At 64.5% G+C, this 13,017-nt stretch carries 22 protein-coding genes and 2 pseudogenes; all 24 read right to left on the reverse strand.

Features of this window, described 5'->3' with window-relative positions; all coding sequences use genetic code 11:
- Nucleotides 1–164: 164 nt before the first annotated feature.
- Complete coding sequence (locus AC1DEZ_RS04180) at nt 165–758, reverse strand: adenylate kinase (protein WP_441470732.1); 594 nt, start codon at nt 756–758, stop codon at nt 165–167.
- Nucleotides 759–2,096 (reverse strand): preprotein translocase subunit SecY, encoded by a 1,338-nt coding sequence (secY, locus tag AC1DEZ_RS04185; RefSeq protein ID WP_441512837.1) that lies wholly within the window; start codon nt 2,094–2,096, stop codon nt 759–761.
- Between the two features lie 279 nt (nt 2,097–2,375).
- The gene (gene rplO / locus AC1DEZ_RS04190) at nt 2,376–2,852 is read right to left on the reverse strand and encodes a 50S ribosomal protein L15 (RefSeq protein WP_441512838.1); all 477 of its coding nucleotides are present in this window, start codon (nt 2,850–2,852) and stop codon (nt 2,376–2,378) included.
- 12 nt (nt 2,853–2,864) lie between these two features.
- Nucleotides 2,865–3,059 carry a 50S ribosomal protein L30 gene (rpmD, locus tag AC1DEZ_RS04195; protein ID WP_441512839.1) on the reverse strand — a complete coding sequence of 65 codons (195 nt, stop codon included), beginning with the start codon at nt 3,057–3,059 and terminating at the stop codon, nt 2,865–2,867.
- 10 nt (nt 3,060–3,069) lie between these two features.
- The gene (gene rpsE, locus AC1DEZ_RS04200) at nt 3,070–3,633 is read right to left on the reverse strand and encodes a 30S ribosomal protein S5 (protein ID WP_262333094.1); all 564 of its coding nucleotides are present in this window, start codon (nt 3,631–3,633) and stop codon (nt 3,070–3,072) included.
- Between the two features lie 144 nt (nt 3,634–3,777).
- Entirely contained in the window at nt 3,778–4,140 is a 363-nt protein-coding gene (gene rplR, locus AC1DEZ_RS04205; protein ID WP_441512840.1) for a 50S ribosomal protein L18, read from the reverse strand.
- Between the two features lie 11 nt (nt 4,141–4,151).
- On the reverse strand, nt 4,152–4,685 hold the full coding sequence (gene rplF, locus AC1DEZ_RS04210; RefSeq protein ID WP_441512841.1) for a 50S ribosomal protein L6: 534 nt from the start codon (nt 4,683–4,685) through the stop codon (nt 4,152–4,154).
- 35 nt (nt 4,686–4,720) lie between these two features.
- Nucleotides 4,721–5,119, reverse strand: a complete 399-nt coding sequence (rpsH, locus tag AC1DEZ_RS04215; protein ID WP_400506018.1) for a 30S ribosomal protein S8 — start codon at nt 5,117–5,119, stop codon at nt 4,721–4,723.
- 13 nt (nt 5,120–5,132) lie between these two features.
- On the reverse strand, nt 5,133–5,438 hold the full coding sequence (rpsN, locus tag AC1DEZ_RS04220) for a 30S ribosomal protein S14 (protein WP_199085556.1): 306 nt from the start codon (nt 5,436–5,438) through the stop codon (nt 5,133–5,135).
- A gap of 36 nt (nt 5,439–5,474) precedes the next feature.
- A complete protein-coding gene (rplE, locus tag AC1DEZ_RS04225; RefSeq protein WP_476778751.1) occupies nt 5,475–6,041 on the reverse strand; it encodes a 50S ribosomal protein L5 in 567 nt (188 codons plus the stop codon).
- A complete protein-coding gene (rplX, locus tag AC1DEZ_RS04230; RefSeq protein WP_377838317.1) occupies nt 6,034–6,351 on the reverse strand; it encodes a 50S ribosomal protein L24 in 318 nt (105 codons plus the stop codon). Before rplX ends, rplE begins: the two co-directional genes overlap by 8 nt.
- Nucleotides 6,351–6,719, reverse strand: a complete 369-nt coding sequence (gene rplN, locus AC1DEZ_RS04235) for a 50S ribosomal protein L14 (protein WP_055730187.1) — start codon at nt 6,717–6,719, stop codon at nt 6,351–6,353. Before rplN ends, rplX begins: the two co-directional genes overlap by 1 nt.
- A 211-nt stretch (nt 6,720–6,930) precedes the next feature.
- Nucleotides 6,931–7,173 (reverse strand): 30S ribosomal protein S17, encoded by a 243-nt coding sequence (gene rpsQ / locus AC1DEZ_RS04240; protein WP_441512842.1) that lies wholly within the window; start codon nt 7,171–7,173, stop codon nt 6,931–6,933.
- 10 nt (nt 7,174–7,183) lie between these two features.
- Nucleotides 7,184–7,396, reverse strand: a complete 213-nt coding sequence (gene rpmC, locus AC1DEZ_RS04245; RefSeq protein WP_400506013.1) for a 50S ribosomal protein L29 — start codon at nt 7,394–7,396, stop codon at nt 7,184–7,186.
- An 11-nt stretch (nt 7,397–7,407) separates the two neighbouring features.
- Nucleotides 7,408–7,821 (reverse strand): 50S ribosomal protein L16, encoded by a 414-nt coding sequence (gene rplP / locus AC1DEZ_RS04250; protein WP_112581124.1) that lies wholly within the window; start codon nt 7,819–7,821, stop codon nt 7,408–7,410.
- Nucleotides 7,822–7,839: 18 nt separating this feature from the next.
- Nucleotides 7,840–8,571: a 30S ribosomal protein S3 gene (gene rpsC, locus AC1DEZ_RS04255; RefSeq protein ID WP_441512843.1), complete on the reverse strand. Its 732-nt coding sequence runs from the start codon at nt 8,569–8,571 to the stop codon at nt 7,840–7,842.
- A 10-nt stretch (nt 8,572–8,581) separates the two neighbouring features.
- The gene (gene rplV / locus AC1DEZ_RS04260) at nt 8,582–8,962 is read right to left on the reverse strand and encodes a 50S ribosomal protein L22 (RefSeq protein ID WP_441512844.1); all 381 of its coding nucleotides are present in this window, start codon (nt 8,960–8,962) and stop codon (nt 8,582–8,584) included.
- A 3-nt stretch (nt 8,963–8,965) separates the two neighbouring features.
- Nucleotides 8,966–9,244: a 30S ribosomal protein S19 gene (rpsS, locus tag AC1DEZ_RS04265; RefSeq protein WP_441470739.1), complete on the reverse strand. Its 279-nt coding sequence runs from the start codon at nt 9,242–9,244 to the stop codon at nt 8,966–8,968.
- An 8-nt stretch (nt 9,245–9,252) separates the two neighbouring features.
- Nucleotides 9,253–10,095 carry a 50S ribosomal protein L2 gene (gene rplB / locus AC1DEZ_RS04270; protein WP_441512845.1) on the reverse strand — a complete coding sequence of 281 codons (843 nt, stop codon included), beginning with the start codon at nt 10,093–10,095 and terminating at the stop codon, nt 9,253–9,255.
- A 16-nt stretch (nt 10,096–10,111) separates the two neighbouring features.
- Nucleotides 10,112–10,423 carry a 50S ribosomal protein L23 gene (locus tag AC1DEZ_RS04275; RefSeq protein ID WP_149128651.1) on the reverse strand — a complete coding sequence of 104 codons (312 nt, stop codon included), beginning with the start codon at nt 10,421–10,423 and terminating at the stop codon, nt 10,112–10,114.
- Nucleotides 10,420–11,040, reverse strand: coding sequence for a 50S ribosomal protein L4 (rplD, locus tag AC1DEZ_RS04280; protein ID WP_441512846.1), 621 nt, complete (start codon nt 11,038–11,040; stop codon nt 10,420–10,422). Before rplD ends, AC1DEZ_RS04275 begins: the two co-directional genes overlap by 4 nt.
- A pseudogene (locus tag AC1DEZ_RS04285) lies at nt 11,040–11,526 on the reverse strand (large ribosomal subunit protein uL3). Before AC1DEZ_RS04285 ends, rplD begins: the two are co-directional and overlap by 1 nt.
- Before the next feature lie 69 nt (nt 11,527–11,595).
- A complete protein-coding gene (rpsJ, locus tag AC1DEZ_RS04290; protein WP_043237115.1) occupies nt 11,596–11,904 on the reverse strand; it encodes a 30S ribosomal protein S10 in 309 nt (102 codons plus the stop codon).
- A 67-nt stretch (nt 11,905–11,971) separates the two neighbouring features.
- Nucleotides 11,972–13,017, reverse strand: a pseudogene (tuf, locus tag AC1DEZ_RS04295) (elongation factor Tu); the annotation flags it as partial.

Raw genomic sequence — 13,017 nt, forward strand, 5'->3', positions numbered from 1 at the left:
CCGCTTTTCACGACTTGTGTCCAGCACATCCGGCGGCCCGGCACCTGTCAACGCACGGGCGAAGCGAGAAAAGGCAAAGGCAGGCGCGCAAAAACGCACCGGAATCGAAAAACCCGGACGGGCATCGCCCATCCGGGTTCGAATTTCTCTTCGCTGCTTGCGGATCAGCCCTGAGCGGCCACCGACAACGCGTTCGCGATCGCTTCCGAGACGCTGTCGATCGGCTGCATTCCGTCGATCGCCGTCAGCTGGCCACGCTTCTCGTAGTAAGGCGCGACAATCGCCGTGTCGCGGTTATACGCCTCAAGCCGGGTCTTGAAGACCTCCGGATCATCGTCCTTGCGGACCGGCTGGCCAGCCGCCCTCGCCTCTTCGGCGCGACGGACGATGCGGTCCACGAGCTTGCTCTGGTCGACCGTGAGTTCGAGCACCGCGTCGAGCTTCAGCCCTTTGCCCTCGAGCATCCGGTCAAGCGCTTCGGCCTGCGCGAGCGTGCGCGGAAAGCCGTCGAGGATGAAGCCCTTCTTCGCGTCCGGCTCCTCGATGCGATCAGCGACGATGCCGATGACGATATCGTCCGAAACCAGCCCGCCCGCATCCATCACCGCCTTGGCCTTCTGACCGATCGGCGTGCCCGCCGCGACTGCCGCGCGCAGCATGTCGCCGGTCGACAGTTGAGGAATGCCGTGCTTCGCGACGATGCGCGCCGCCTGAGTGCCCTTCCCCGCCCCCGGCGGCCCCAGGAAAATCAACCGCATTTAGCGCCTCGCTCCTCGCAATTTAGCCTTCTTGACCAGCCCCTCATATTGATGGGCCAGCAGATGTCCGTGAACTTGAGCCACGGTGTCCATCGTCGTCGTCACCACGATGAGCAGCGAAGTGCCGCCCAGCAGGATGATCGGGATCTGAGCATAGGTGATCATGAACTCGGGGATAAGGCAGACGATGGTCAGATACCCGGCGCCGAGAACAGTGATGCGGCTGAGGATGCGGTCGATATGCTCGGCGGTGCGCTCGCCCGGGCGGATGCCCGGCATGAAGCCGCCATGCTTCTTGAGGTTATCCGCCGTCTCGACCGGGTTGAACACGATCGCGGTGTAGAAGAAGCAGAAGAAGATGATCAGCGCTGCGTAGAGGACCATGAACAGCGGCCGGCCATGGGCGAGATAGGTCGCGATGATCGACAGGAAGCCCGTGCCGCCCGAGGCCTGCGAGAAGCTGGCGACCGTCGTCGGCAGCAGCAGCAGCGACGAGGCGAAGATCGGCGGAATGACGCCCGAGGTGTTCAGCTTCAGCGGCAGGAACGAGGTCTGGCCCTCATACATGCGGTTGCCGACCTGGCGCTTCGGATAGTTGATCAGCAGGCGGCGCTGCGCGCGCTCCATGAACACGCAGAAGGCGATGACGCAAACCGCCATCACCAGGATGCCGAGCAGCAGCCCGGTCGAGATCGCGCCCTGGCGGCCGAGCTCGAGAGTCTGGGCAAGCTGCGACGGGAATTCGGCGATGATGCCCCCGAAGATGATCATCGAGGTGCCGTTGCCGATGCCGCGGCTGGTGATCTGCTCGCCCAGCCACAGCAGGAACATGGTGCCGCCGACGAGCGTGAGCGTGGTCGAGAGCAGGAAGAACGGCCCAGGTTCGAGGACGAGGTTGCCCGAACCCTGCAGGCCGACGCCGATCGCATAGGCCTGGAACACCGCCAGCACCAGCGTCAGGTAGCGGGTGTACTGGTTGAGGGTCTTGCGGCCCTGCTCGCCTTCCTTCTTCAGCGCCTCGAAGCTCGGGATGACGCTGGACAGCAGCTGCACGATGATCGAGGCCGAGATGTACGGCATGATCGCCAGCGCGAAAATGGCGAGGCGGCCGACGGCACCGCCGGAGAACATGTTGAACATGCCGAGCACGCCGCTCTGCGACTGGCGGAAGAGATCGGCGACCGCGTCCGGGTTCATGCCCGGCAGCGGGATGTAGGTGCCCAGCCGGTAGACGACGAGCGCGCCCAGCGTGAACCAGATTCGCTTCTTGAGTTCGTCCGCCTTGGCGAAGGCCCCGAAATTGAGGTTTGCCGCAAGCTGTTCAGCCGCCGATGCCATGCGTCCGGTCCTTGGGTCTCAAGTCAGTCAGTGAAGCACATCCCCTGCCGCGCTCGCGGTGCGTTTTCGGGTCGTGCGCTTTGCGTCAAACAGTCGAACGGCGGCCTGGGCGTTGGCCCGGCCGCCGTTCGCAAACGTCATGTAGGCGCTAGAGCCGGATGGTTCCAGATGGAAGCGCAAAGCGTTTCCATCTCGAAGCTGAATCCGTCTCTTATCAAAAAACGAGAGCAGGATTCATGCGAAAAACCGGTTCCCACTTTTTCGCATCCTGCTCGCGGATCACGCCTGCGAAGCAGCAGCCAGAATCTTGACCGTGCCGCCAGCCTTCTCGATCGCAGCGACGGCCGACTTCGACGCGCCAGCCACCTCGAAAGCGAGCTTGGTCTTGAGCTCGCCGACGCCGAGGATCTTGACGCCGTCCTTGGCCTGGCGGGTGATGACACCGGCGGCGACAAGCGCCTCGATGGTCACGGCGCCCTTGGCATCGAGCTTCCCGGCTTCCACGGCCTGCTGGATGCGACCGAGGTTGACCTCGTTCAGATCCTTGGCGAACAGGTTGTTGAAGCCGCGCTTCGGCAGGCGGCGATAGAGCGGCATCTGGCCGCCTTCGAAGCCCTTGATGGCGACGCCGGCGCGCGAGGTCTGACCCTTCACGCCACGGCCGCCGGTCTTGCCCTTGCCCGAGCCGATACCACGGCCGACGCGGATGCGCTCCTTGAGAGCGCCTTCGTTGTCACGAATCTCGTTGAGTTTCATGTGTCGCCCTCCTCAGTTCGCGTCGACGACGCGCACGAGGTGCTTGACCTTCTCGACCATGCCACGCACCGCGGGGGTGTCCTGGAGGGTCGAGCGGCGGCGGATCTTGTTCAGGCCGAGACCGATGAGGGTCTGGCGCTGGGTGGCGTCGCGGCGGATCGGGGAGCCGATCTGCTCGACGGTGAAGGTCTTCTCAGCCTTTGCCATGAATCCCTCCTCACGCTTCCGCGGCCGCATCCGTGCCGGCATCGCGGCGACGGGTCTGCAGGGCCGAAACCTTGAGCGAGCGACGAGCCGCGACCGAGCGCGGGCTGTCCTCGTTCTTCAGCGCGTCGAAAGTGGCGCGCACGAGGTTGTACGGGTTGGAGGAGCCGAGCGACTTCGACACGACGTCCTGCATGCCGACCGCCTCGAAGACGGCGCGCATCGGACCGCCGGCGATGATGCCGGTACCAGCCGGAGCAGCGCGCAGCACGACCTTGCCGGCGCCGTGGCGGCCCTGCACGTCGTGATGGAGGGTGCGGCCCTCGCGCAGCGGGATGCGGACGAGGCCACGCTTGGCGGCTTCCGTCGCCTTGCGGATCGCCTCGGGAACCTCACGGGCCTTGCCGTGGCCGAAGCCGACGCGGCCCTTCTGGTCGCCGACGACGACGAGCGCGGCGAAGCCGAAGCGACGACCACCCTTCACCACCTTGGCGACGCGGTTGATGTGGACGAGCTTATCCACGAATTCGGAATCGCGATCCTCGCTATCCCGGCGCTCACGCGGCTCTCTAGCCATGTCTTTCCTCTTACTTGCGCGGACGAAGGTCTGAGCCTCACGCCGCTCGCTCGAGCCTAACCCCGTGCCTCATTGCGCGGGGGAAGCTGAAAACGGATGCCGCCCGGCCGGCGCAAGCGCCGAACCGGGCGAAACCCGATAACCTCAGAACTTGAGGCCGCCCTCGCGGGCTGCATCGGCCAGCGCCTTGACGCGGCCGTGGTACATATAGGGACCGCGATCGAAGACCACGTCCGTCACGCCGGCCTTGACCGCGCGCTCGGCGACAATCTTGCCGATCTGGCCGGCCGCCTCGACATTGGCGCCCGACTTGATCTGGGCGCGCACGTCCTTGTCGAGCGACGAGGCCGAAGCGAGGGTGACCCCGTTCACGTCGTCGATGACCTGGGCGTAGATCTGCTTGCCGGTGCGATGCACCGAGAGGCGCGGGCGACCGTTGGCAACCGCCTTGATCGCGCGGCGGACGCGAGCCTTGCGGCGCGCAGTCACATCGTTCTGCTTGCTCATGGCTGGCGTCCTTACTTCTTCTTGCCTTCCTTGCGGAAGATGAACTCGCCGGCGTACTTGACGCCCTTGCCCTTGTAGGGCTCGGGGCCACGATAGTCGCGGATTTCCGCGGCGGTCTGGCCGACGATCTGCTTGTCGATACCGGTGACGACGATCTCCGTCGGCTTCGGCGTCACGATCGCGACACCGGCCGGAATTTCGTAGTCGATATCATGGCTGAAGCCGAGCGACAGCTTCAGCACCTTGCCGTTGACGGCGGCCTTGTAGCCGACGCCGTTGATCTCGAGGCGCTTCTCGAAGCCGGCGGTGGTGCCGACGACGAGGTTGTTGATGCGGGCGCGCGAGGTGCCCCAGAGCGCGCGGGCGCGCTTCGACTGCGAACGCGGCTGAACCGCGATCGCGCCGTCCTCCATGGCAACCGAGACGTCCTCGGGCACCTCGAAGGAGAGCTCGCCCTTCGAGCCCTTGATCTTGACGAGCTGGCCGGTGACCGTGGCGGTGACGCCCGCGGGAACCGAAACCGGCTTCTTACCGATACGAGACATTGGATCTCTCCTGAAGATGAGCGGCGCCTGTAAGGTCAGAAGACCTTGCAGAGCACTTCGCCGCCCACGTTCTGCTCGCGGGCCACATGATCAGCCATCACGCCACGCGGCGTCGAGACGATCGTCACGCCAAGGCCGTCGGCCACGCGCGGCATGGTCTCGACCGACGAGTAGACGCGGCGGCCGGGCTTCGAAACACGCGAGATCGACCGGATGACCGGCTGGCCCTCGTGATACTTCAGCTCGATGTCGAACTCCGTCCGGCCGTTGCCGAACTCGGTCTGGCTGTAGCCGCGGATATAACCCTCGGACTGCAGAACGTCGAGCACGCGGGCGCGCAGCTTCGAACCAGGGGTGGAAACGCGCGACTTGCGGCGCAGCTGCGCATTCCGGATGCGGGTCAGCATATCGCCGAGCGGATCAATGATCGCCATTGTCCAGTCCTCCTTACCAGCTCGACTTCACGAGGCCGGGAACCAGCCCCTTGTTGCCGAGCTCACGCAGCGCGACACGCGACATCTTCAGCTTGCGATAGAACGCACGCGGACGGCCCGTCACCTCGCAGCGATTGCGGATGCGGATCTTGGCCGAGTTGCGCGGCAGTTCGGCCAGCTTGAGGCGAGCGAGGAAACGCTCGTCCATGGGCTGGTTGTCATCATTGGCAATTGCGAGCAAACGGGCCCGGCGGCCGGCGAATTTCTTCACCAGCTTCCTGCGGCGCTCGTTGTTCTCGACGGAGCTTTTCTTAGCCATCGATCTCTCCTGGTTTCCGCGTATGAACGCTTAGGTTCACTGCCGGAACGGGAAGTTGAAGTGCTTGAGCAGAGCGCGCGCCTCGTCGTCCGACTTCGCAGTCGTGCAGACGATCACGTCCATGCCCCAGACCTGGTCGACCTTGTCGTAGTTGATCTCGGGGAACACGATGTGCTCCTTGATCCCGAGCGCGAAGTTACCGCGCCCGTCGAACGACTTCGGGTTGAGGCCCCGGAAGTCGCGCACGCGCGGCAAGGCGATGGTGACGAGCCGGTCGACGAACTCGAACATCTTGGTCTTGCGCAGCGTGACCTTGCAGCCAACCGCCATGTTCTCGCGCAGCTTGAAGCCGGCGATCGCGAGGCGGGACTTGGTGATGACCGGCTTCTGACCGGCGATCATGGCGAGATCGCCGGCGGCGTTGTCGACCTTCTTGCGGTCGGCCGTCGCTTCGCCAACGCCCATGTTGATGACGATCTTCTCGATCGTCGGCACTTCCATGACGTTCTTGTAGCCGAATTCGGCGATCATCGCGGGACGAACGACGTCCTCGTAATGCTTCTTCATGCGCGGCGAGAGAGCCGCCTGCTGAGCGTCAGCCATCGATCAGATCCCCCGAACGCTTGGCGAAACGGACCTTGCGGCCGTCATCGAGCACCTTGAAACCAACGCGGGTCGGCTTGCCGTCCTTCGGATCGGCCACGGCGATGTTCGACAGGTCGATGGTGGCCTCCTTCGAGATGATGCCACCCTCGGACGTCTGCGACTGCTTGGTGTGCTTCTTGACGAGGTTGACACCACGCACGACGGCGCGGGCATCCTTCGGCAGAACCTGCAGCACTTCGCCCGACTTACCCTTGTCGCGGCCCGCAAGCACGACGACCTTGTCGCCCTTCTTGATTTTCGCAGCCATCACAGCACCTCCGGCGCCAGCGAGATGATCTTCATGTGGTTCTTGGCGCGCAGCTCGCGCGGAACCGGTCCGAAGATACGCGTGCCGACAGGCTCCTTCTGGTTGTTGATCAGCACGGCCGCATTGCGGTCGAACCGGATCACCGAACCATCGGCGCGCTTGACGTCCTTGGCGGTGCGAACGACGACCGCCTTCATGACGTCGCCCTTCTTCACGCGACCGCGCGGAATGGCTTCCTTGATCGAAACGACGATAATGTCGCCGACACCGGCGTACTTGCGCTTCGACCCGCCGAGAACCTTGATGCACATCACGCGACGCGCGCCCGAATTGTCGGCGACGTCGAGATTCGTCTGCACCTGGATCATGGCCTTGATCCTTCCAATCTGTGTATCAGGCGGTTTCCGGAGCGGCCTCAGCGCTGCTCGGGACTACGACTGACGGGGGTCGATCGCCCCCTTGGCCTCAAAACAAAACACGATCCGCAAAAGTGGTTTCCACCTTTGCGGAGAGACATGTCCGGCTTCCTTCAGGCGCCCTGCCCGCCCCTGATTCGGGGCCGGGCAAAGCCGTCTCGCCTCACGCCTTAGGGGCGCCGTCGAGCACAACCCAGCTTTTCAGCTTGGAAATCGGCTTGGACTCCTCGATCCACACCGTATCGCCAATCTTGAACGAACCCGCCTCGTTATGGGCGTGATAGTTCTTCGTACGGCGAACCGTCTTCTTGAGGAGCGGGTGCGTATAACGCCGCTCGACCTTAACCACAACAGTTTTGTTCTGCTTGTCGCTGACGACGACGCCCTGGAGCACGCGCTTAGGCATTATCTTCTCCTCACGCGCTGGCCGCAACGGCCTTCGACCGCTGCAGCGTCTTGATGCGGGCGATATCCTTGCGCAGTTCGGTGACGCGCGCGGTGTTCTCGAGCTGGCCCGTTGCCCGCTGGAAGCGCAGGTTGAACTGCTCCTTCTTCAGCTTGAGCAACTCATCCTGGAGCTGGTCCGTGCTCATCGACTTCAGGTCGGAAAGACGCTGTGTGCTTTTCATGTCGCCCTCCCTTACTCGGCGATGCGCTGGATGAAGCGGGTCTTGATCGGCAGCTTGGCGGCGCCGAGACGGAGCGCCTCGCGGGCGATCTCCTCGGACACGCCGTCGAGCTCGAACATGATCCGGCCCGGCTTGACCTTGGCCGCCCAGAACTCGGGCGAACCCTTGCCCTTACCCATGCGGACTTCGGTCGGCTTCTTCGAAACCGGCACGTCGGGGAACACGCGGATCCAGACGCGGCCGACGCGCTTCATCGCGCGGGTGATCGCGCGGCGGGCCGCCTCGATCTGACGAGCGGTAACGCGCTCGGGCTCTTGTGCCTTCAGGCCGAACTGGCCGAAGTTGAGGTCCGTGCCGCCCTTGGCGACGCCGGAGATGCGTCCCTTGAACTGCTTACGGAACTTGGTGCGTTTTGGTTGCAGCATGGCTCTTCTCGATCAGCCTTACGCAGCCTGCTCGCGACGATCGCGATCGCGGTGATCACGGTCGCGGCCGCCGGAACGGCCGCCCTCGTCGGAGAGGCGCTTGTCCTGGGCCATCGGGTCGTGTTCCAGGATCTCGCCCTTGAAGATCCAGACCTTGATGCCGCACGTCCCGTAGGTCGTGAAGGCGGTGGCGACGCCGTAATCGACGTCGGCGCGCAGCGTATGCAGCGGCACGCGGCCCTCACGGTACCATTCGAGGCGGGCGATCTCGGCGCCGCCGAGACGGCCCGAGCAGTTGATGCGGATGCCCTCGGCGCCCAGACGCATGGCCGACTGCACGGCGCGCTTCATGGCACGACGGAAGGCGACACGGCGCTCGAGCTGCTGCGCGATCGAGTCGGCGACGAGCGTCGCGTCGATCTCGGGCTTGCGCACCTCGACGATGTTGATCGTCACATCGGCCTTGGTGAGGTTCGAGACCACCTTGCGGAGCTTCTCGATGTCGGCACCCTTCTTGCCGATCACCACGCCCGGACGAGCCGAGTGGATGGTGACGCGGCACTTCTTGTGCGGACGCTCGATGATGATCTTCGAGACAGCGGCCTGCTTCAGCAGCTTCATCAGGGCGGCGCGGATCGCCATGTCCTCATGCAGCAGCTTGCCGTACTCGCCCTTATTGGCGAACCAACGCGAGTCCCAGGTACGGTTGATGCCGAGGCGCAGGCCGATCGGATTGATTTTCTGACCCATCGTTCTCTCCTCAGGCCTGCGCTGCCTGCTCGCGCACCACGATCGTGATGTTCGAGAACGGCTTCATGATCCGGGCGCCACGGCCGCGGGCGCGGGCGTGGAAGCGCTTCATGACGAGTGCCTTGCCGACAAAGGCCTGGGCGACGACGAGATCGTCGACGTCGAGGTCGTGATTGTTCTCGGCGTTGGCGATCGCGCTCTGCAGGCACTTGCGAACGTCGTTCGCGATGCGCTTGCGGGAGAACTCGAGATCGGCGAGCGCCGTCGAGACCTTCTTGCCGCGGATCAGCTGAGCGACGAGGTTCAGCTTCTGCGGCGAGACGCGCAGGTTGCGGGCGACCGCAAGCGCTTCGTTCTCGGGCAGCGCACGGGGGGCGGATGCTTTACCCATGGCTTACTTCCTCTTCGCCTTCTTGTCGGCAGCGTGGCCGTGGAAGGTCCGGGTCGGCGAGAACTCGCCGAACTTGTGACCCACCATTTCCTCGGACACGGACACCGGCACATGCTTCTGTCCGTTGTACACGCCGAACGTCAGACCGACGAACTGCGGCAGGATCGTGGAGCGACGGCTCCAGATCTTGATGACTTCATTTCGGGCCGAGGTCCGGGCGACCTCTGCCTTCTTCAGGAGGTATCCGTCGACAAACGGACCTTTCCAAAGCGAACGCGCCATGACGGACCTCAGTTCTTCTTCTTGCGGGCGTGACGGCTCGACACGATAAACGTATCGGTCCGCTTGTTCGAGCGGGTCTTCTTGCCCTTGGTCGGCAGACCCCAGGGCGTGACCGGATGACGGCCACCCGAGGTCCGGCCCTCACCACCGCCATGCGGATGGTCGACCGGGTTCATCGAGACGCCGCGGTTATGCGGACGGCGGCCGAGCCAGCGCGAGCGACCAGCCTTGCCGTCGTTCCGGTTCATGTGATCCGGGTTCGAGACGGCGCCGACGGTGGCGTAGCACAGGCCCGAGATCAGGCGCTGTTCGCCCGAGTTCAGGCGGACGATGACGTAACCCTGGTCGCGACCGACGATCTGGGCGTAGTTGCCGGCGGAGCGGGCCAGAGCGCCGCCCTTGCCGATCTTGAGCTCGACATTGTGGACGATCGTGCCGATCGGCAGCGTGCCCATGGGCGCCGCGTTGCCGGGCTTCACGTCGACATTGTCACCCGCGACGACGGTGTCGCCGACTGCCAGGCGCTGCGGCGCCAGGATGTAGGCCTGCTCGCCGTCCTGATACTTGATCAGGGCGATGAACGCCGTCCGGTTCGGATCGTACTCGAGCCGCTCGACGGTCGCCGGGATGCCGGCCTTGCCGCGACGCTTGAAGTCGACGAGGCGCAGCGTGCGCTTGTGGCCACCGCCGCGAAAGCGGACGGTGATGCGGCCGAGGTTGTTGCGGCCGCCCGAGGAGCTCTTGCCCTCGGTCAGGGTCTTGACCGGCTTGCCCTTGTAGAGCTCGCTGCGGTCGACGATCACGAGCTGGCGAAGGCTCGGCGTGATCGGCTTGAAGTGTTTCAAAGCCATGATGGCGATCCTTCCCTCAGAGGCCCGTGGTCACGTCGATCGAGTGGCCCTCTTCGAGGGTCACAACGGCCTTTTTGACGTCCGAGCGCTGGCCGAGGCGGCCACGGAAGACCTTGACCTTGCCTTCGGTGACGATCGTGTTGACGCTCTTGACCTTGACGTCGAAGAGCTTCTCGATCGCCGCCTTGATCTGCGGCTTGGTCGCGGTGCGGGCAACCTTGAAGACGACCTTGTTGTGCTCGGAGAGCATCGTCGCCTTTTCGGTGATGACCGGCGCCACGATCACATCGTAGTGGCGCGGGTCGAGGTTCTTGGCGGACTGGCTCATTTGAAGCGCGCCTCCAGCGCATCGACAGCCGCACGCGTCAGGACAAGCTTGTCGCGACGCAGGATGTCATAGACGTTGATGCCCTGGACCGGCAGAACGTCGACATTCGGGATCGAGCGAGCGGCCAGGCCGAAGTTCGTATCGATCTCGGCGCCACCGATGATCAGCGCGCTCGACAGGTCGAGCTTGCCGAAGTGGCCGAGCAGCACCTTGGTCTTCGGCTCGGAGAGCGTGGCATCGTCGATCACGATGATGCCGGCATCCTTCGCCTTGGCCGAGAGCGCATGGCGCAGAGCGAGCGCGCGGACCTTCTTGGGAAGGTCGTGAGCGTGGTCGCGCAGCACCGGACCGAAGGCCTTGCCGCCGCCGCGGAACTGCGGAGCCGAAGCCGCGCCGTGGCGAGCGCCGCCGGTGCCCTTCTGCTTGTAGATCTTCTTGCGGGTGCGATCGACTTCCGAGCGGCCCTTGGACTTGTGAGTCCCGGCGCGACGCTTGGCGAGCTGATAGCGAACCATGCGGGCGAGGAGGTCAGCGCGCGGCTCGAGGCCGAACACCGCATCCGACAGCTCGAGGGAACCGGCGTTGCCGCCTTCAAGAGTGACGATATCGAATTTCATCACGCGTTCTCCTCAGCCTGGGCCGCAGGAGCCTCTTCCGCCTTGCTCTCGCCGGCAACCTTGAACTTGCCCGGCAGCGGCGCATCCTTCGGCAGGGCGCGCTTGACGGCGTCGCGGACATGGATCCAGCCGCCAGCAACGCCGGGAACGGCGCCCTCGACGAGGATCAGGCCACGCTCGGCATCCGTCTGGACGACGCGCAGGTTCTGCGTCGTGACGCGCTCGGCGCCAAGATGGCCCGGCATCTTCTTGTTCTTGAAGGTCTTGCCCGGGTCCTGACGGCCGCCGGTCGAACCGATCGAACGGTGCGAGACCGAGACGCCGTGGGTGGCGCGCAGACCGCCGAAGTTCCAGCGCTTCATACCGCCGGCGAAGCCCTTCAACCTGGCAGCTGTCGAGCTTCAGCACGGTGACCGGGATATGTTCGCCAGCATCCGTGAAGACGCGGGTCATCCCGACTTTCTGTGCAATCACACCGGAACGCATCGGTGCACACCTTCTTCTGGGGTCATGTCCATCCGGGGTCGCCGGAAACAGAGGACCCGTTCAATCGGATCAGAGCTTGATTTCGACGTCGACGCCGGCGGCGAGATCAAGCTTCATGAGGGCGTCGACCGTCTGGGGAGTCGGATCGACAATGTCGAGGACCCGCTTGTGGGTCCGCATCTCAAACTGCTCGCGCGACTTCTTGTCGATGTGCGGCGAGCGGTTGACGGTGAACTTCTCGATGAGCGTGGGCAGCGGAATCGGTCCGCGGACCTGAGCGCCCGTCCGCTTCGCGGTCGACACGATCTCGCGCGTCGAAGCGTCGAGGATGCGGTGGTCGAACGCCTTGAGGCGGATCCGAATGTTCTGACCGTTCATGGTCTTGTTTTCTCCGTGACGTGTAGAGGCGAAGGCCCGAAGGGCCCGCGCCCCTCACGAAAACGCGTTACGCAATGATCGAAGCGACGACGCCGGCGCCGACGGTGCGGCCGCCTTCGCGGATGGCGAAGCGCAGCTTCTCTTCCATCGCGATCGGGGCGATCAGCGTCACCTCCATCGAGATGTTGTCGCCCGGCATCACCATCTCCGTGCCTTCCGGGGCTTGCACAGCACCTGGCCGCGCTCGACGTCCTCGCGCTTCGTGCCGCGCAGCAGCGCGCCGATGTTGTCGCCGGCCTGGCCCTGGTCGAGCAGCTTGCGGAACATCTCGACGCCCGTGACGGTCGTCTTCACGGTGTCCTTCAGGCCGACGATCTCGATTTCCTCGCCAACCTTGACGATGCCGCGCTCGACGCGGCCGGTCACCACCGTGCCGCGGCCCGAGATCGAGAACACGTCCTCGACCGGCATCAGGAACGGCTGGTCGATCGGACGCTCCGGCTGCGGGATGTAGTCGTCGACCGTCTTCATCAGCGCGATCACCGCGTCATGGCCGATTTCCGGCGTGACGTTGTCGAGCGCGGCCTTGGCCGAACCCTTGGTGATCGGGATGTCGTCGCCCGGGAAGTCGTACTTCGAGAGAAGCTCGCGGATCTCCATCTCGACCAGCTCGAGCAGCTCGGCGTCGTCGACGAGATCGACCTTGTTCATGAACACCACCAGCGCGGGAACGCCGACCTGGCGCGCCAGCAGGATGTGCTCGCGGGTCTGCGGCATCGGGCCGTCGGCAGCCGACACCACCAGGATCGCGCCGTCCATCTGCGCCGCGCCCGTGATCATGTTCTTCACGTAGTCGGCGTGGCCGGGGCAGTCGACATGGGCGTAGTGACGCGCCGGGGTCTCGTACTCGACGTGCGCCGTCGAGATCGTGATGCCGCGGGCCTTCTCTTCCGGCGCCTTGTCGATCTGGTCATACGCCGTGAACGACGCGCCGCCGGACTCGGCCAGGACCTTCGTGATCGCAGCCGTCAACGACGTCTTGCCATGGTCGACGTGACCAATCGTGCCAATGTTGCAGTGCGGCTTCGTACGAGCGAATTTCTCTTTGGCCAT

This window comes from Allobosea sp. 10L422, from assembly GCF_056395345.1.